This is a genomic window from Sphingomonas sp. G5 (genome assembly GCF_052660795.1).
The window spans coordinates 1,821,441-1,839,051 of sequence record NZ_CP109660.1; the positions used below are offsets into that span (position 1 = coordinate 1,821,441).

General features: G+C 69.5%; 17 protein-coding genes. 6 read left to right on the forward strand and 11 right to left on the reverse strand.

Annotated features, from left to right (window positions below):
- Positions 1-101: 101 nt before the first annotated feature.
- The 5 genes from NE358_RS08825 to NE358_RS08845 form a co-directional block, all read right to left on the reverse strand.
- Positions 102-1,595: an amidohydrolase gene (locus NE358_RS08825; RefSeq protein ID WP_289937626.1), complete on the reverse strand. Its 1,494-nt coding sequence runs from the start codon at positions 1,593-1,595 to the stop codon at positions 102-104.
- Positions 1,592-2,218 carry an FMN-binding negative transcriptional regulator gene (locus tag NE358_RS08830; RefSeq protein ID WP_289937628.1) on the reverse strand — a complete coding sequence of 209 codons (627 nt, stop codon included), beginning with the start codon at positions 2,216-2,218 and terminating at the stop codon, positions 1,592-1,594. The genes NE358_RS08825 and NE358_RS08830 overlap by 4 nt, the downstream gene beginning before the upstream one ends.
- Positions 2,219-2,362: 144 nt before the next feature.
- The gene (locus tag NE358_RS08835) at positions 2,363-3,355 is read right to left on the reverse strand and encodes an Fpg/Nei family DNA glycosylase (protein WP_289937631.1); all 993 of its coding nucleotides are present in this window, start codon (positions 3,353-3,355) and stop codon (positions 2,363-2,365) included.
- A complete protein-coding gene (locus NE358_RS08840; RefSeq protein WP_103209067.1) occupies positions 3,355-3,897 on the reverse strand; it encodes a ribose-5-phosphate isomerase in 543 nt (180 codons plus the stop codon). The genes NE358_RS08835 and NE358_RS08840 overlap by 1 nt, the downstream gene beginning before the upstream one ends.
- Before the next feature lie 89 nt (positions 3,898-3,986).
- Positions 3,987-5,174 carry a ferrochelatase gene (locus NE358_RS08845; protein ID WP_116239880.1) on the reverse strand — a complete coding sequence of 396 codons (1,188 nt, stop codon included), beginning with the start codon at positions 5,172-5,174 and terminating at the stop codon, positions 3,987-3,989.
- Positions 5,175-5,301: 127 nt separating this feature from the next.
- Between NE358_RS08845 and pepN the strand changes: the two genes are divergently transcribed.
- The 5 genes from pepN to NE358_RS08870 all read left to right on the forward strand — a co-directional run bounded on the left by pepN (position 5,302) and on the right by NE358_RS08870 (position 11,442).
- Positions 5,302-7,851: an aminopeptidase N gene (gene pepN / locus NE358_RS08850; protein ID WP_289937637.1), complete on the forward strand. Its 2,550-nt coding sequence runs from the start codon at positions 5,302-5,304 to the stop codon at positions 7,849-7,851.
- Positions 7,852-7,981: 130 nt separating this feature from the next.
- Entirely contained in the window at positions 7,982-8,893 is a 912-nt protein-coding gene (locus NE358_RS08855) for an ABC transporter ATP-binding protein (RefSeq protein WP_289937639.1), read from the forward strand.
- Positions 8,890-9,690 carry an ABC-2 transporter permease gene (locus NE358_RS08860; protein WP_289937641.1) on the forward strand — a complete coding sequence of 267 codons (801 nt, stop codon included), beginning with the start codon at positions 8,890-8,892 and terminating at the stop codon, positions 9,688-9,690. Before NE358_RS08855 ends, NE358_RS08860 begins: the two co-directional genes overlap by 4 nt.
- A gap of 67 nt (positions 9,691-9,757) precedes the next feature.
- Positions 9,758-10,996: a mechanosensitive ion channel family protein gene (locus tag NE358_RS08865; protein ID WP_289937644.1), complete on the forward strand. Its 1,239-nt coding sequence runs from the start codon at positions 9,758-9,760 to the stop codon at positions 10,994-10,996.
- Positions 10,993-11,442, forward strand: coding sequence for a globin (locus NE358_RS08870; RefSeq protein WP_103209051.1), 450 nt, complete (start codon positions 10,993-10,995; stop codon positions 11,440-11,442). Before NE358_RS08865 ends, NE358_RS08870 begins: the two co-directional genes overlap by 4 nt.
- Here NE358_RS08870 and NE358_RS08875 read toward each other — a convergent pair whose 3' ends face one another.
- Together NE358_RS08875 and NE358_RS08880 are read right to left on the reverse strand one after the other, a co-directional pair.
- Complete coding sequence (locus NE358_RS08875; protein ID WP_289937647.1) at positions 11,443-12,276, reverse strand: cation-transporting ATPase; 834 nt, start codon at positions 12,274-12,276, stop codon at positions 11,443-11,445.
- Between the two features lie 170 nt (positions 12,277-12,446).
- Positions 12,447-13,115, reverse strand: a complete 669-nt coding sequence (locus tag NE358_RS08880; RefSeq protein ID WP_289937649.1) for a DUF8185 domain-containing protein — start codon at positions 13,113-13,115, stop codon at positions 12,447-12,449.
- 53 nt (positions 13,116-13,168) lie between these two features.
- Between NE358_RS08880 and NE358_RS08885 the strand changes: the two genes are divergently transcribed.
- The gene (locus tag NE358_RS08885) at positions 13,169-14,038 is read left to right on the forward strand and encodes an acyl-CoA thioesterase (protein WP_289937654.1); all 870 of its coding nucleotides are present in this window, start codon (positions 13,169-13,171) and stop codon (positions 14,036-14,038) included.
- A gap of 130 nt (positions 14,039-14,168) precedes the next feature.
- Here NE358_RS08885 and NE358_RS08890 read toward each other — a convergent pair whose 3' ends face one another.
- The 4 genes from NE358_RS08890 to NE358_RS08905 form a co-directional block, all read right to left on the reverse strand.
- The gene (locus tag NE358_RS08890; protein ID WP_289937657.1) at positions 14,169-14,714 is read right to left on the reverse strand and encodes an acyl-CoA thioesterase; all 546 of its coding nucleotides are present in this window, start codon (positions 14,712-14,714) and stop codon (positions 14,169-14,171) included.
- A complete protein-coding gene (ettA, locus tag NE358_RS08895; protein WP_103209039.1) occupies positions 14,707-16,386 on the reverse strand; it encodes an energy-dependent translational throttle protein EttA in 1,680 nt (559 codons plus the stop codon). The genes NE358_RS08890 and ettA overlap by 8 nt, the downstream gene beginning before the upstream one ends.
- A gap of 56 nt (positions 16,387-16,442) precedes the next feature.
- Positions 16,443-16,940 carry a DUF6993 domain-containing protein gene (locus tag NE358_RS08900; protein WP_170210692.1) on the reverse strand — a complete coding sequence of 166 codons (498 nt, stop codon included), beginning with the start codon at positions 16,938-16,940 and terminating at the stop codon, positions 16,443-16,445.
- Positions 16,941-17,031: 91 nt separating this feature from the next.
- Positions 17,032-17,565: a single-stranded DNA-binding protein gene (locus NE358_RS08905; protein WP_289937668.1), complete on the reverse strand. Its 534-nt coding sequence runs from the start codon at positions 17,563-17,565 to the stop codon at positions 17,032-17,034.
- Positions 17,566-17,611: the final 46 nt, after the last annotated feature.

Here is a 17,611-nt window from a genome sequence, read left to right on the forward strand (position 1 = left end):
CGCCGCGCGCGTGAGGGGTCACTCTCTGTCGCCGAGCGCCGCTCCCTGTGACACATACCGACCTCTCACGCGAAGGCGAGATGGTGCTTCTGCGCCGCGCGTCAGGCGCCGTGCGTCACACGACCGGCCACGAGCGTCGTACGAACGGGCATCGCGCGCAGTCCACGCTCGTCGGCGGTCAGCGGGTCGGCCCCCACGATGACGAGATCGGCGACGGCGCCCGGTGAGATCTCCGCGGGTGCGGTCGATCCACCCGCCGTCGAGGCGCTGATCGCGGTGTCGATGTCGATCCGCTGATGCGGGTGCCACGCGTCACGTCCGTCGCGCGTGCGGAACACCGCCGAGGCCATCGCGGCCCAGGGGTCGAGGGGCGCTACCGGCGCGTCGGAACCGAAGCGGAGGTTGGCGCCGCTGTCGGCCAAGGCCCGCAGCGGATAGGGCTGTGCGGATTGCTCGGCCCAGATGGCATCCGTCATGTCCCGATCGTCGAGCGCGTGCTCGGGCTGCACGCTCGCGGCGACCCCCAGACGGGCGAAGCGAGGAATGTCGGCGTGCGCCACGAGCTGCGCGTGCTCGATGGTGCCCACCGCGCCGGTGAGGGCGTACGCGTCGAGCGCGTGCGCGTTCGCCACGTCGCCGATGGCGTGGATCGCGCATTCCAATCCGGCCGCCGTCGCCCGCGTCATCATCTCGATGAGCTCCTCCGGCGGGACGGTCAGCAACCCGTGGTTGCCGGTGTCGCCCGGATAGTGGTGGGCGCACGCCGCCGTGCGGGTGCCCAGCGAGCCGTCGGTGATCACTTTGAGCGGCCCGACCCGCACGAGACCGTTCGACGAACCCCTCACGGAATCGCCGGTGCGCAGGCCCTCGGCGATGGCCCGGTCCAGATCTTGCGGGTACGTGCCGTACGAGATGCGCAGGGTGTCGAAACCGCGCGCCGCTCGCCGCTGCCAGGGCTCGTCGTTCCAGGTCATGTCGAGGTCGACGAGGCCCACGACCCCGCGTGCCGCGGCCGTGCGGGCCATGCGCTCCACCGCGGCATCGGCGACGGCGGCGTCGACGGCGTTCAAACGGCGCGAGATCTCGAACGCGTCCTCTTCGACGAGCATCCCGGATGCCACGGGCTCGAAACCCTCGCGCCGGAAGGCCGCCGTGTTCATCCACACGCTGTGCACGTCGGCGTTGATCAGGTACGTCGGGACGCCCGCGGTGGTCGCATCCAGCAGCTCGAGGCTCGGCGCGTCGGACCAGAGCCCGTCACGGAATCCGGAACCCACACGGCGGCCGTCGGACTCGGGGGCGAGCGCCATGATCGTTGCGGCGTCGTGGGCGCTCGCCACCTCGCCGAGGGGCACACGATCCGCCGCGAGGGCCCACTGGAGCACGTGCACGTGGTGGTCCCAGAGCCCGGGGAGGAGCCACCCGCCCTCCGCGTCGATGAGGGCGCCGGTGGGTCGGAGGTTGCCCGTCGGCGCGATGTCGACGATCCGTCCGTCGGCGATGACGATGTCGACCGGTTCGGACGTCGGGAGGAATTCGCGTCCGGGCCCGGCGACACGCACCGCGCGGACGAACCCGACGTTCTCGCCGATCACGGGCGGACCCGCGCGTCGGCCGCGCGACGCATCTCGGCGGAGAGCTCGTGACGCCCCTCGGCGGTCAGACCCTCGATGATCGTGTCGACGACCTCCGCGGAGCGGTTCTGGCTGAGCTTGCGCTTCGCCGTTACGCGCGTCGGCGTGAGACGGAACCCCACGGTCCCGCGTTCGAGCCTCTCGACGAAGGCGGCGTCGTTGGGCAGGGCGTACAGCCCTCTCGCGTCGTCACCGTGACCCTCGAAATGCTCGACCAGGCGCTCGAGTACCCGCAGATTCTCCTCCGAAGAGAGCAGTTCCGGGATGCCGCTGAGGTGCGCCGTCACGAAATTCCATGTGGGCACGGCCGGGACGTCCCCGTACCATCGCGGCGTGATGTAACCGTGCGGGCCCTGAACGACGACGAGCAGTTCCCGGTCGCCGAGACCGAGGATCGCGTCGTCGGGTCTGCCGACGTGACCCACGATCGTGAGGTCGTCGCGGGTGTCGTCGAGCATGACCGCGTAGTGCGACGCGATGAGGCCGTCGTCGGTCTGACTGATGAGGGTCACCCACGGGTTGAGGTCGATGAGACGGCGGATCTCACCGACGTCGGTCATCGCGAAGCTCGGATTCTGACGCACCGGATCAGCCTAGAACGCGCCGCCTCGCGGCTTCGACAGGCTCAGCCGCCTCCGGCCCCGGTCGCCGAGCCCGTCGATGGGACCGGAGCCCCGCGCGAACCGCTCGGGTCCCGGAGCCTGTCGAAGGGACCGGAACCCACGCACTCATGCCTGGCACTTCGGGCACCAGTACAGCTTGCGCCCGGCGGCCTCCTCCATCACGATCGCCGTTCCGCACACGCGGCAGGGCAGTCCTTCGCGGTGGTAGACCCAGTGCCGGTCGTCTCGATGGGCCATCGCCCGACGGTACGCCTCGGGATCGAGGTCGTCCATGGTCATCATCTGGCCGGTCTCGACGCCGATCGGGAGCAGTCGCGCCCAGTCGCGCCAGAGGCCGCGAACGACCTCTTCCGGCACCTCACGGCCGGGCGTGTGCGGATTCTGCCGCGCCCGGAACAGCAGTTCGGCGCGGTAGACGTTGCCGATCCCGCTCACGACCGACTGGTCCATGAGCAGCAGGCCGATCGCGGTGGGCTTCTTGCGCACGGTCGCCGTGAACTGCTCTTCGCCCTCGGCGAGATCGTCGACCAACGGGTCGGGTCCGAGTTTGGCGATCGTCGCCGCCACCTCGTCGGGCGTCTGCAGCGCACAGGCCGTGGGTCCACGCAGATCGGCACATGTCGTCTCGGTCAGCAGGCGAAGTCGCACCGCACCGACGACGGGTGGGGGCCACTCGTTCTGCTCCTCGAGCCCCGTCGTCTGCTCCGACATGCGCACCCGAGCGCGCCGCGGGGCGCCGATCGATGTCAGGGAGTTCTCGCCCGCGGCATCCATGATCGGCCCGTCGTCGAGCACGGTGCCGCGCTGATTGGTCTGGCCCATGCGCCCGTTCGCCGAGGCGATCGTGGCGTCGACGACCACCTCGCCCGAGAAGTCCCACGCACCGTACATGCCGAGGTGCACGCGTAGCCACACGTCGCCGTCGAATCGCAGGAACATCTGCTTCGCCACGGCTCGCACCTCGAGGGCCTCGCGGCCGTCGATCACCTGTGAGCCCTCGACGAAACGCCCCTGCGGACTGGATGCCGAGACTGTGCGGCCCACGATGTTGCGCTCGAACTGGCGCGCGATGCGGTGGACGGAATGCCCTTCGGGCATCAGCCTGCCTCGGGGTCGAACGAGTCGCTGGCGTCGCTCATCGTGTTGCGCGTGTGCCCGGCGCGGGGGTCGGGGAGCAGCACTCCGTCTTGCTCGTACGCGGCGAGCTGGCCGATACGGCGCGCATGGCGCTCTTCGCCCGAGAAGGGGGTGGCGATGAAACGGTCGATGAACGACGCGGCCTCACCGAAGGTGTGCTGGCGCGCACCGATCGAGATGACGTTCGCGTCGTTGTGCTCGCGGGCGAGCTCTGCGGTGGAGATGTTCCAGACGAGCGCGGCGCGCACCCCGAGCACCTTGTTCGCGGCGATCTGCTCGCCGTTGCCCGAACCGCCGAAGACGACACCGAGGGCCTCGACGCCCGCGGCCTGGTCGCGGACGACCGCCTGGGCGGCGCGGATGCAGAACGAGGGGTAGTCGTCGAGGGCGTCGTACTCGATCGGACCGTGGTCGACGACCTCGTGGCCCTGCTCGGCCAGGTGGTGCTGGATCTGGGTGGAGAACTCGAGACCGGCGTGATCGGTGCCGATGTGGATGCGCATGCGGCAAGTCTATTGAGACCGTCCGACATCGCGGGCGGACATGACGACGCCGCCCGCTCCTCGAAAGGAACGGGCGGCGTCGAGGATGGTCAGGGGCGCAGGCCCGCGGCGACGGGCTTGAAACCGGCACGGATGTTCTCGCAGCATCCGGGGCGGCAGACGTCGTACCAGGGACCGAGGTCGGTGAGGTGCGGGCGCTCCGACTTCGGCGTGCCCTTCAGACGCTCTTCCACGAGGTCGATCAAGCCCGAGACGTACGCCGGGTCGATACCCGGGGTCGGCGTGCGCACCGCGCGGATACCGGCCTCATCGGCGGCCTCCATGGCCTCGGTGTCGAGGTCCCAGAGCACCTCCATGTGGTCGCTGACGAACCCGAGCGGAACGATGACGACGGCCTCGGCGCCGCGGCCCGGCAGCTCCGCGATCACGTCGTTGACATCCGGCTCGAGCCAGGGCTGCGTCGGCGGACCCGAACGCGACTGGTAGACCAGCTCCCACTCCACATCGGCGACGGCCGCGGCGACCTCGGCCATGACGAACGCGGCGACGGCCTTGTGCTGCGCCTCGTACGCTCCGCCCTCGCCGAAGTCGACGTCACGGGGGCCGGAGCGCTGCGCGTCCGCCGTGGGGATCGAGTGCGTCGAGAACAGCACACGGATCTTCTCGGGCGCGATCCCCTCGGCGACGTACGCCGAAACGGCATCCGTCACTCCACGCACGAACGTGGTGACGAAGCCGGGGTGGTCGAAGAACTGGCGGACCTTGTCGATGGTGACCGTCTCGCCGAGACCGGTGGCCTCGAGCACGCGCGCGTAGTCCTCGCGGTATTGGCGGCAGCTCGAGAACGAGCTGTAGGCGCTCGTGGCGATCGCCAGAAGAGTCGTGTCCCCCGCTGCTGCTGCCTCGGTCACGGCCTCTTCGAGATACGGCGACCAATTGCGGTTGCCCCAGTACACCGGGAGCCCCAGTCCGCGCTTGGCGATCTCGGCCTCCAGGGCCGCTTTGAGCTCGCGGTTGTGCTGATTGATCGGGCTCACCCCGCCGAAGTGGCGGTAGTGGTGCGCGACCTCTTCGAGGCGCTCGTCGGGGATGCCGCGACCGCGCGTGACGTTGCGCAGGAACGGGATGACGTCGTCCTGGCCCTCGGGCCCGCCGAAGCCGGCGAGGAGGATGCCGTCGTACGCCACCGGCGTCTCGACCCACTTGGGCCCGGACGCCGCGGCGGGCGACGCGTAGAGGACGGTCTCGGGGCTGATATCCGTGTCGGTCGTGCTCACGATGACATCCTCCCACCTGCCCGACGAGCCCGGACGCGAGATATCTCGCTACTAGGCTTATACGGTTGTCAGCGACGTCAACCGCGTCACCCGCGACAATTCCACCCAGATCCCCGGGAGTACGCCAGTGCCAGGAGAGAACCTCACCCGCCTCGAAGCGCAGGAGCGCCGCGCGATCGTCGACACGCACTCCTACGACGTGCAGCTCGACCTCACCCGCGGAGACGAGACCTTCTCCTCGCGGACCGTCGTGTCCTTCGCCTCCACCGAGGGGTCCTCGACCTTCATCGACCTCATCGCACGGACAGTGCACTCGGTGACGCTCAACGGTCGCTCGCTCGATCCCGCCGCGGTCTTCGCCGACTCGCGTATCGCGCTCGACGACCTGGCCGCGCAGAACGAGCTCGTCGTCGAGGCCGACTGCGAGTACACCAACACCGGTGAGGGCTTGCACCGCTTCGTCGACCCCGTCGACGGCGAGGTCTATCTCTACTCGCAGTTCGAGGTGCCCGACTCGCGCCGCATGTACACGGTGTTCGAGCAGCCCGATCTCAAGGCCGAATTCACCTTCTCGGTCACGGCGCCCGCTCGATGGAAGGTCGTCTCCAACTCCCCCACCCCGGAGCCGGTTCCCGTGACCGACGACACCGCCCGCTGGGATTTCCCCGCGACCCCGCGCATCTCCTCGTACATCACGGCTCTCGTCGCCGGCCCCTACGAAGCCACCTACAGCGAGCTGACCAGCGCCGACGGCCGCGTCATCCCGCTCGGTGTGTTCGCTCGCAAGAGCCTCTGGCAGTACCTCGATGCCGACTACGTCTTCGAGAAGACCCGTCAGGGCTTCGCGTACTTCGAGGAGAAGTTCGGTTTCCCGTACCCCTTCGCCAAGTACGACCAGCTCTTCGTCCCCGAGTTCAACGCGGGCGCCATGGAGAACGCGGGTGCGGTGACCTTCACCGAGACGTACGTCTTCCGCAGCAAGGTGACCGACGCCGTCAAGGAACGCCGCGTCGTCACGATCCTGCACGAGCTGGCCCACATGTGGTTCGGCGACCTCGTCACGATGAAGTGGTGGAACGACCTCTGGCTGAACGAATCGTTCGCCGAGTGGGCGTCGACCATCGCGACCGCCGAAGCCACCGAGTGGGAGGCCGCCTGGACGACCTTCAACGCGATGGAGAAGACCTGGGCCTACCGTCAGGACCAGTTGCCCTCGACCCACCCGGTCGTCGCCGAGATCAACGATCTCGAAGACGTGCAGGTCAACTTCGACGGCATCACCTACGCCAAGGGCGGCTCGGTGCTCAAGCAGCTCGCCGCCTGGGTGGGCATCGAGCAGTTCTTCGCCGGTGTCGCGGCGTACTTCCAGAAGCACCAGTGGTCGAACACCGAGGTCGGCGACCTGCTCGTCGAGCTCGAGGCCACCAGCGGTCGCGACCTGGGCGACTGGGCCAAGAAGTGGCTCGAGACCGCCGGCGTCAACACCCTGACCCCGCTCATCGAAGAGGGCGCCGACGGAACGATCACGCGCTTCGCCATCGTGCAGACCGCTCCGGCCGACTACCCCACCATCCGACCGCACCGCCTGGGTGTCGGCTTCTACTCGCTGAACGATGCGGGCGCCCTCGAGCGCGTGCACCGCGTCGAGATCGACGTCGACGGCGACCGTACCGAGGTCGCCGAGCTGCGTGGCATCCGTCGTCCCGACCTCGTCCTGCTCAACGACGACGACCTCGCGTACGCGAAGATCCGCCTCGACGAGCGTTCGCTGGCCACGGCCATCGCGCACCTGAAGGACATCTCCGACCCCCTCGCACGCTCGCTCGTCTGGGGTGCGGCGTGGGATCAGACCCGGGATGCCGAGTCCTCCGCGACCGACTACCTCGACCTCGTCCTGCAGAACATCGGCTCCGAGACCGAGTCGACCACCGTGCGCACGACCCTCGGTCAGCTGCAGCTCGCGGCGAACTCGTACGTCGCCCCGGCGAATCGCGAGGCCGCGCGCGAGCGCGTCGCCGACGGACTCTGGGCGCTCGCGCAGTCGGCGGAGGCCGGCAGCGACAGCCAGCTGCAGTTCGTCACGGCCTTCGCCTCGGCTGCCGCCACCCCGGCGCACGCAGAGACGGTCCGGGCCCTGCGCGACGGCGACGCGACGCTCGAGGGGCTCGAGATCGATACCGACCTGTCGTGGCAGCTGCTGGTCTCGCTCGCCTCCGCTGGTGTGGTCACCGCCGTGGACATCGACGAAGCCCGCGCCGCCGACAACACCGCCAAGGGCGGCGAGTTCGCGGCGATGGCCAAGGCATCGCTGCCCTCGCACGCGGCGAAGCAGGAGGCATGGGACTCGCTCATCGAGCGCACCGACGCCCCCAACACGATCGTGCGGTCGACGGCCGCCGGCTTCACCAACCCGGCGACGGTCGACGTGCTCGCCGACTTCGTCGAGCCGTACTTCGCGATGCTGCTGCCCATCTGGGAGTCGCGCAGCTACCAGATCGCGAACTACCTGATCGTGGGGCTGTACCCGGCCGCACTGGCGAACACGGCGCTGCGTGACGCGACACGCGCATGGCTGTCGCAGAACGCCGACGCCGCGCCCGCGCTGCGTCGCCTCGTCGGTGAGAACCTCGCCGGTGTCGAGCGCGCGCTGGCCGTGCAGGAGCGCGACGCCGCCTGAGTTCACCTCGACCGAGTGCCCCCTCTCCCTCCGGGGAGGGGGCACTCGTCGTTTCCGGATCATCCTCGCGGTGCGCCGCATCATCCTTCCGAAGGACGCGGCTCCCGGCGCTGCTTCGTAGCGTGGAAGCATGATCGTTGCAGAGAACCTCACCAAGCGTTACGGCGACAAGACCGCCGTCGACGGCGTCTCGTTCACGGTGGCCCCGGGACGGGTGACCGGCTTCCTCGGGCCGAACGGCGCGGGCAAGTCGACGACGATGCGCATGATCGTGGGCCTCGACCGACCCACGGCGGGACGCGTCACCGTCGGAGGCCAGGACTACCGCCGGCTTCGCTCGCCTCTCACCGAGGTCGGGGTGCTGCTGGATGCCAAAGCCATCCACACCGGCCGATCGGCGCGCAACCATCTCCGCGCGATGGCCGCCACACACGGAATCGGCGCGCAGCGGGTCGACGAGGTCATCGAACTCACCGGCATCGGTGCCGTCGCCGGAAAGCGTGCCGGTGGCTTCTCGCTCGGCATGGGCCAGCGGCTCGGGATCGCGGCGGCCCTGCTCGGCGACCCGCACACGCTCATCCTCGACGAGCCGGTCAACGGCCTCGACCCCGAGGGAGTGCGCTGGGTGCGCCAGTTCGTCCGGCACCTCGCCGGCGAAGGGCGCACCGTGCTGTTGTCGAGCCACCTGATGAGCGAGATGTCGCAGACCGCGGACCACGTGATCGTCCTCGGTCGGGGCCGCGTGCTCGCCGACGCCGCTCTTCCGGAGCTCGTGCGCACCTGGACCACGACCACGCTGCTGGTGCGCTCCCCCCGCCTCTCCGATCTCGTCACCGCTCTCGAGATCCCGGATGCCACCATCTCCGCCGTCGAGCCCGGAGCGGCCCAGATCACCGGGGTCACCCCCGAGACCGTCGGCGACATCGCCGCAGCTCATGGCATCCCCCTCTACGAACTCAGCCCACGGGTGGGTTCCCTCGAGGACGCCTACCTCGCCCTGACCGACGACTCCGTCGAGTACAAGACCAAGGAGATCGCATGACCGCCCTCGCCGCCGCGCCCCGCCGGGCGACGCACACCGATACCCACCGACTGAGCTTCGCGCACCTGCTGAAGAGCGAGACGATCAAGATCCTCACGCTCCGCTCGACCTGGTGGTCTCTCGGGGTCACCGCGGCGCTGTCGGTCGGGATCTCGCTCTTGATCGCTCTGGCGACCAGCGGTCACAACGCCGGCATGGCGCCCACGACCATCATCCTGGCGCCCACCCAGTTCACGATGCTCGTCGCCGGCATCCTGGGTGCGATCGTGGTGACCGGGGAGTACTCCACCGGCATGATCCGCTCCACGCTCACCGCCGAACCGCGCCGCGGCGCGGTGCTGCTCGCGAAGGCGATCGTGGTGGCGCTCACGATGATGGTGACCACGGTCGTCATCTACGCCGTCGCGATCGCAGCCACTGCTCCTCTGCTGGGCACGAGCGTCGATTGGTCGACGCCGGCCGACTCCGTCGTACCGCTGGCGCTCGGCGTGGTCTCGATGGCCTGCTTCACCCTGATGGGTGTCGGGTTCGGCTTCCTGCTGCGCAGCGGCGCCGGCGCGATCGCCGTGACGGTCGGCGTTCTCTTCGTTCTGCCGATCATGCTCAGCCTGTTCTCGATCGCCGGCCCGGAGTGGATGTGGGTCGTCGAGTCCGGCAGGTACCTTCCGGTCAGTGCGGCGGGGTCCCTGACACAGCCCGGAGTGGAAGACGTTCTCGAGCCCGCCGTGACGATGGCCGGGTGGGTCGTCGGTCCCCTCGTCCTGGGATGGACGGCCCTGCGCTCGCGCGACGCGTGACACTTCCTCCTCACGGATGCCTCGACGCTCAGCCAGCGCCGAGGCATCCGTCGTTAGTCTGAATCCGATGTTCGTTCTCGCCGAAAATCCCTCCCCCTCGCCCTCGATCACGTCGCCGAGCGACCTCACCAACCCCGATACGTGGGGCTGGATCGGCGGACAGCTGCTGAGCTTCGGCGGCACACTGCTGCAGATCCTCGGAATCGTCGTGGGCGTCGCCGTCGCCGCGTGGATCCTTCGTGTGATCATCCGCCGCGTCGTCGACCGCATCGTCAACGGTGCGAAGAGCAAGGCCCGCGTCGACGACACCCAGGCGCTCGACCGTTCGCCGCTGAGCGCCGTGCGCCTCGTGCAGCGCACGCGCACCCTGGGGACGATCCTGCAGAACATCGTCAACGTCATCCTCGTGATCGTGGCGCTCGTGTGGGTCGCCAGCATCGTCGCCCCCGATGCCCTCGCCTCCCTGACCCTCCTCACGGCGGCGATCGGCGCAGGTCTCGGCTTCGGCGCGCAGAACATCGTCAAAGACGTGCTGAACGGGATCTTCATCGTCGCCGAAGACCAGATCGGCATCGGCGACGTCGTCGACCTGGGCCTCGCGACGGGCATCGTCGAATTCGTCAGCGTCCGCATCACCCACGTCCGCGACGTCAACGGCACGCTCTGGTACGTCCGCAACGGCGAGATCACCCGCATCGGCAACATGTCGCAGGGCTGGTCTCGCGTCATCATCGACCTCGCCGTGCCCGTGGATGCCGACATCGACGATGTCGAGAAGGCCATGCTCACCGCGGCGAAGACGATGGCGAAAGAGACGAAGTGGCGCTCGCGCATCATCGAGCAACCCGAGATCTGGGGTCTCGAGTCGATCAGCGGCGACGCCCTCGTCATCCGGCTCGTCATGAAGACGCGCTCGAGCGCGAAAGACGACGTGGCCCGTGAGCTCCGAGCGCGACTGAAGAAGGCGATCGACGCGATGGGCATCGCTCTCCCGCAGCTGAACTCCATCGTGCTGACGGGCGCCGAGGGTGCGCAAAGCGTTCGCGGGGCGCACCCGCCCAAGACCAAGGAGACCCAGGTCGCCGTCGGTTCCGGCCGCCCGATCTGGCGGCCGCGGCGCAACAGGCTCGACGTGTCCGAGACGGTCGAGGACCACACCACCGACGCCCCCGCGCCGAAGGTCACCAAGAAGCCCGTCCGCGATGACACTCCCACCGCCGTCGTCGATCTTCCCGCGGCCCCGGGCGCCGCTCAGCCCAAGCCCACGCCCCCCGCTGTGCGCGCCGACGACAAGGACGACTCATGACCGAGCCGGTCAGCTTCTACGACCAGGTGGGCGGCATGGACACGTTCCGCCGGTTGGTCGACGCGTTCTACCGGGGGGTCGCCTCCGACGACGTGCTCAAGCCGATGTATCCCGAGGAAGACCTCGGCCCGGCCGCCGAGCGCCTGACGCTGTTCCTCGCGCAGTACTGGGGCGGCCCGACCACCTATGGCGAGACGCGCGGGCACCCGCGCCTGCGCATGCGCCACATGCCGTTCCACGTCGACCCCGATGCCCGCGATCGGTGGTTGCGCCACATGCGCGCAGCCGTCGACGAGATCGCGCTGCCGCCCGCCTTCGAGGCACCCCTGTGGGACTACCTCGAGCGGGCGGCCTACGCGATGGTCAATACGTTCGAAGCCCGCGGGATCGGACCGCAGCAGGGCGGACGCTCCGAGGACGGTCTCCCGATCCGCGCGAGCGACTGATCACCGACCGAGGAAGTCGCCGAATCCGGGAATGTCGAGGTTCGACAGTCCTTCACCGAACCCGCTGAGGTGCTCCCCCGCCCCCGATACGGCATCCTGGGCGCCTCCGGCCCACTCACCGATGCCCGTCCCCTCCGCGAGCGACGCGAGATCGGCCCCGGATGCCATCGCCTCCAGGTCGACGCCCTCCGCGAGTCCCGCGAAGTCGACGCCCAGCTGCCCGGCTTGCGCGAGCAGGGGGCCGGCGACGGCGCTGACGATAGCGCCGCCCGCTACCGCGGCGAGCAGTCCCCCGGCGCCCACCACGCCGGCGCCGATGAGTCCGCCGCGTCCCGCTTTTGCCAACAACCCCGACATGCGACCGGGGCGTGCAGCCTCCGCGCGTGCAGCGGTGCGCGCGAGGTCATCCGCGGTGTCGGTACGAGGACGCTCGTGCGGGGCCAGGTCGGCATCCATCCGCTCCTTCACGTGCGCGCGTTGCGCCGGTGTGAGCCGGGCGAATGCCTCGCGGTGCATCTGCTCGACCCGGTCGGAGTCGGCGGTGCGCAGAAGGTAGTCGTAGCGGGCGATCGCGGCGCGATCGTCGGTCGTCAGTGACGATGACGCACCGGATGCCGCGGGCGGGGCGTACCGACCGTTCGATGCGGGCGGCATGGAGCCGCGCGACGCGGCAGGCGGAGTCTCGACGCGGCGATCGCCCGTCACGGCGTCCGCGGCGGAGCGGACCATGTCGCGCCAGTCCTTGCCCCCGGACGGGTTCGAGGTCCGCTGAGACGACGCGGCCTTGCCGGCGGCTTTGGTGGCCAGATCGAACAGGCGGGAGAACGAGACCATGAAGGTACCTCTCGACGGGCGGCACGCGGCCGCGACGTCAAGGTCTCCTCCGCCCCTTCGGGCCGACATACCCGGAGTCCAACCGTGGACTCGTGATGACGGATATGCCGCGTCGGGAGTACTCCCCTTGCTGCCTTCAGCGTAAAGAGGCCACCTGTGCGCTTGCTGGATCAGCTCCCGGTGGTGCGCACGGCGGTGAGCCCCGAGCGCACCGGCCCTCGGACGAGCACGTGGCCGCGCGCGAGGCTCACGCGTGTCCACGCGCCGCTCCTGCGCACAGGTGCAATCTCCGACCCGGCGATGAAGCCGAGGGCGAAAGCCGCGAAGGCGGTTCCGAGCGGCAGACCACCCAAGGCGTCGTCGGGCTGGCCCCACACCTGCGCGCGGACGAGCCGCACGGCGTCCTCGCCCGCGTCGGCGGGAAGAGCGTCGGCGACCGCGGCGACCCCGTACTGGGCTCGAGAGGCCAGGACGGCCGCGTCGATGGCATCCGTCTGCTCCCATCCCCCGCGCGGGGGTGAGATGCCCGCCCAGGCGGGAGACGTCGCCGTGGCGGGGAGCGCGACAGCGGACGCGTCGTCGGGAGCGGGAAGGAGCGCAGAAGCATCGACGACCAGATCGCACTCGAGGTCGGGGTCGATCGCCGACACCCGCAGCCCCAAGACCGTCGGGGTCGCGTCGAGCAAGCCGCGCGGAGCGAGCGGGGCGGCGGTCGCGACGAGCACTCCCCCGTCCGCGCGCAGTCGCACGGTGCCGTCGCCGAGGCGGATCGTTCGGGCGGCGAAAGTGAGCAGGTCGGCTGCCGCCTGCGGGTCGGGAAACAACAGGCGCGCGGACACCCGCCCTAAACTATCAAGCGGTGCGGGTTCGTCGTGCCGGAACGGGAGTCCGTGTGTCCGAAGCCATCGATCCCGTGGCGTCCCTGCTCTCCGTGCTCGATCTGCGCGACGCTGGAGCGCGCACGACCGAGGACATCTTCACGGGGGTGTCGCAGCCTATGCCGACCGGCCGCGTCTACGGCGGTCAGGTGCTTGCTCAGACCATCGTGGCAGCTTCGCGCACCCTCCCGCCCGAGCGCTCCGTGCACTCGATGCACGGGTACTTTCTGCGCCCCGGCGATCCGGCCGACGGCATCACCTTCTCGGTCGATCGCATCCACGACGGCCGGTCGTTCTCGACCCGCCGCACGCAAGCGTTCCAGTCCGGCGTGCCGATCTTCTCGATGATCGCGTCGTTCCAGGACGAGGATCCGGGTCTCGAGCACTTCGAACCGATGCCCGACGGCATCCCGCAGCCCGAGGACGCCCCCGTGCTCGACGTCGAAGCGCTGCATCCGATCAGTCGGCGGATCTTCTCCGAGAGCCCGGTCGACGTCCGCCACGTGACCTCGCCCCTGTACGCCTCGGTCGAGGGTCCGCTCGTTCCACGTCAGGCCGTGTGGATGCGACTGCGGCGCTCGATCACCGACGACCCGGCGGTGCACCGCGCCGCCCTCGCCTACCTCAGCGACCTCACGATCCAGGAGTCGATCATGCGCGCGCACGGCGTCGCGTGGAACGCCGCCGGGCTCAAGGTCGCCAGCCTCGACCACGCCATGTGGTGGCATCGTCCCGGCCGTGTCGACGACTGGCTCCTGTACGTGCAGGAGTCGCCCAACGCGCGCGGCGGCCGCGGTCTCGCCACGGGCCGGATCTACGCGCGCGACGGCGCCCTCCTCGCCAGCGTCGCGCAGGAGGTCATGGTGCGCGTCCCTCGCAACTGATCCGGGATGCCGCTGTCCCGGCGCGTCTGCTCGAGGGTGCCGGCACGGTCCGGGGTCGGCGATCGGTGGGACGGCACCGGGTCGTGTTGCGGGCGGTGTGCAGATCGCGGAGCGGAGCCGGCGCCCCGTGTCAGCCGCGCGACGAACGGCGGCGGTACTCGATCGGGTCGCCGATGTACGGGGCCCACGCGGTGCGCTCCGCCTCGGTCCATCGCGTCGGCCGCCCGGTCGCCGTGTCGACGAGCACGGTGACCGCGGTCGCGCGCGCATACAGGACGGGCTCGGCGTCTCCGACGGGAGAGTAGACCTCGTAACAGATGTCGGCGCTGGATCCGCCCATGGCTCCGATCCACATCCGCACGTCGAGGGGACGCTGGGTGTAGGGAACCGGGCGCAGGTACTCGATCTCCTGCCGCGCGATGAGCGTGGCACGGTCGCCCCCGCTGTCGAGCACGTCCATGTCGAAGACCGCTGTCGGGAGCGGTTCTCCCTCGCCGTCGCTGAACCAGAACGCGCGCAGACGAGCCTCTTCGAGGAGCTTCAGCATCGACGTGTTGTTGACGTGCCCGAGTGCGTCGAGATCGCCCCACCGGAGGTGGATCGGCACGTGTACCCGCGAGGGACCGGCGGATGCCGGGCCCTCGCGGGGGGTGCTCGCGGCGGGGTTCTCAGTCACGCGTGAGCTTGCGGTAGGACGACCGCGACGGGTTGGCGGCATCGGCGCCGAGGCGCTCGATCTTGTTCGCCTCGTACGCTTCGAAGTTGCCCTCGAACCAGTGCCACTGGTCGGGATGCTCGTCCGTACCCTCGTAGGCGAGGATGTGCGTCGCGATGCGGTCGAGGAACCACCGGTCGTGAGTGATCACCACGGCGCAACCGGGGAACTCGAGCAGCGCGTTCTCGAGCGAGCTCAGCGTCTCGACGTCGAGGTCGTTCGTCGGCTCGTCGAGGAGCAGCAGGTTGCCGCCCTCTTTGAGCGTCAGGGCCAGGTTGAGGCGGTTGCGCTCACCGCCGGAGAGCACGCCCGCCTTCTTCTGCTGGTCGGGGCCCTTGAAACCGAACTTCGACACGTACGCACGCGAGGGGATCTCGGTCTTGCCGACGGTGATGATGTCGAGACCGTCCGACACGACCTCCCACAGCGTCTTCTCGGGGTCGATGTTGGCGCGGGACTGGTCGACGTAGCTGATCTTGACGGTCTCGCCGATCTTGAGCGAACCACCGTCGAGCGGCTCGAGGCCGACGATGGTCTTGAAGAGCGTGGTCTTACCCACACCGTTGGGGCCGATGACGCCGACGATACCGTTGGGAGGCAGGTTGAAGCTCAGGTTGCTGATGAGCGAGCGGTCGCCGAAGCTCTTCTCGAGCTTCTTCGCGTCGATCACGATGCTGCCCAGGCGGGGGCCCGCGGGGATCTGGATCTCGTCGAAGTCCAACTTGCGCGTGCGCTCGGCCTCGGCGGCCATCTCTTCGTAGCGGGCGAGGCGCGCCTTCGACTTGACCTGGCGGCCCTTCGCATTCGAGCGGACCCACTCGAGCTCTTCCTTGAGGCGCTTGGCGAGCTTCGCGTCCTTCTTGCCTTGGACGTCGAGACGCTGGCCCTTCTTCTCGAGGTAGGTCGAGTAGTTGCCCTCGTAGGGATACAGGTGACCGCGGTCGACCTCGGCGATCCACTCCGCGACGTTGTCGAGGAAGTACCGGTCGTGGGTGATCGCGATGACGGCGCCCTTATAGGCCTTCAGGTGCTGCTCGAGCCAGAGCACGCTCTCGGCGTCGAGGTGGTTGGTGGGCTCGTCGAGGAGCAGCAGATCGGGCTTCTGCAGCAGCAGCTTCGCCAGTGCGACGCGACGACGCTCACCGCCGGAGAGCGGGACGACCGAGGCGTCGGCGGGCGGGGTGCGCAGGGCGTCCATCGCCTGGGCGAGCTGCGAGTCGAGGTCCCAGCCGTCGGCCGCGTCGATCTCTTCCTGCAGCGTTCCCATCTCGGCCAGGAGCGCGTCGAAGTCGGCGTCGGGATCGGCCATCAGGGCGGAGATCTCGTTGAAGCGGTCGAGCTTGGGCTTGATCGCCACGCCGTCCTGGATGTTCTCCAGCACGGTCTTGGTGTCGTCGAGCTCGGGTTCCTGCATGAGGATGCCGACGGTGAAGCCCGGGCTCAGCCGCGCCTCGCCGTTGGACGGGACGTCGAGCCCGGCCATGATCTTCAGGATCGTCGACTTACCCGCACCGTTCGGCCCGACCATGCCGATCTTGGCACCGGGCAGGAACGACATGGTGACGTCGTCGAGAATCAGCTTGTCGCCCACAGACTTTCGGGCGCGGACCATGGAGTAGATGTATTCCGCCATAACCCGTCCAGTCTAGGGGCGGTGGAGCGGTCCGCCGACGAGACGTCGGCGCGGGTTCACCAGTCGATCGCTCGGGTCTGACCGATCAGGCACCCTCCGGACGACAGACCCGGCAGCACCGCGGTGACGGGATTGCCGATGGAGGGACCGACCTGGCCGACGAGGCATTGATCGCCGATGCGGACGGAGAACTCGATGCTCTCCGCCGGGTTGTCGACGGTGGTCTGATCGGCGGTCACCTGCATCGCGGCCTTGTCGAAGCCCGCCGCCGCCAGGGCGTCGATGTAGGCACGCCCGGCGACCTGGTTCGGTCCCGACCAGACTCCGTCGACGACCGTGGTGAAGAACGGCAGGTTCTCGGCGGCCGACCCTCCCGGGATCAGCGCCGGCGCCGCGGGGGTCGTCGGCGCCGACGACGGAGTGTCGGTCGCTGACGCTGACGGCTCCGTCGTCTCGACGGGCGCGGGGGTGGGCGACGGGCCGGTGCACCCGGCGAGGCCCAGCGCCGCGACGAGGGTCAGGGCGGCGAGGGGACGACCGAGGAGGCGAGACACGCGAACGAGTCTACGGACCCTCCCGCGTCGCCCCTGTCCGCCGCACGCGGACGCGCGCCGACTCGACCCCCGCGCCGCCTCGACGACCGCCTCAGAACGGACGGCTCTCCCCCGCGACCGACAGCGGGGCACCCCCGCCTGCGCCGGCTTCCGCGCCGACCGTCTCGGCGCCGTCCGCGCCCTCGTCGCCGCCGCCGGGGAGGGCCCACGCCTCGTCGGTGGGCTCGTCCGCGTCCTGGCCGTTCGCGGCGGCGGAGGAGTCCGATGACCTGGCCGCCTTCTCGAACCGCGTGGTGCCCCACCGCAGGTCGTGTCCGATGGCATCGGCCACGACATCGGCGCTGACCCCGCGCTTGGCCTCGTTCTCCCACTCGCGCAGGCGCAAGCGGCCGGCGAGGACGACCCGCTGTCCCTTTCGAAGCGAATGCAGGGCGTGAGCGCCGAGGTCGCCGAAGGCGGAGACGTTGTAGTAGTTGGTATGACCGTCCACCCACTCTCCGCGCTCGCGGTCGAGCCTGCGCTCGCCCACTGCGATGCGGAAGGCCGCGATGGGGCCTCCCCCGCGTGTCGAACGCTGTTCCAGCTCGCCGACGATGTTCCCCACCAGGGTGATGTGATCGCTCATGTCCGTGCTTCCTCTCGACGTGGTGTGCGCTCCGGCATCCGTGTGC

Coding starts and splice junctions, on each gene's coding strand:
- NE358_RS08840 (WP_103209067.1), bottom strand. CDS start 3,897: ATGCGCATCCACATCGGCACCGATCACGCCGGTCTCGAGTTCTCCACC.
- NE358_RS08905 (WP_289937668.1), bottom strand. CDS start 17,565: ATGAGCGATCACATCACCCTGGTGGGGAACATCGTCGGCGAGCTGGAA.
- NE358_RS08865 (WP_289937644.1), top strand. CDS start 9,758: ATGTTCGTTCTCGCCGAAAATCCCTCCCCCTCGCCCTCGATCACGTCG.
- NE358_RS08875 (WP_289937647.1), bottom strand. CDS start 12,276: ATGGTCTCGTTCTCCCGCCTGTTCGATCTGGCCACCAAAGCCGCCGGC.
- NE358_RS08855 (WP_289937639.1), top strand. CDS start 7,982: ATGATCGTTGCAGAGAACCTCACCAAGCGTTACGGCGACAAGACCGCC.
- ettA (WP_103209039.1), bottom strand. CDS start 16,386: ATGGCGGAATACATCTACTCCATGGTCCGCGCCCGAAAGTCTGTGGGC.
- NE358_RS08870 (WP_103209051.1), top strand. CDS start 10,993: ATGACCGAGCCGGTCAGCTTCTACGACCAGGTGGGCGGCATGGACACG.
- NE358_RS08860 (WP_289937641.1), top strand. CDS start 8,890: ATGACCGCCCTCGCCGCCGCGCCCCGCCGGGCGACGCACACCGATACC.
- NE358_RS08835 (WP_289937631.1), bottom strand. CDS start 3,355: ATGCCCGAAGGGCATTCCGTCCACCGCATCGCGCGCCAGTTCGAGCGC.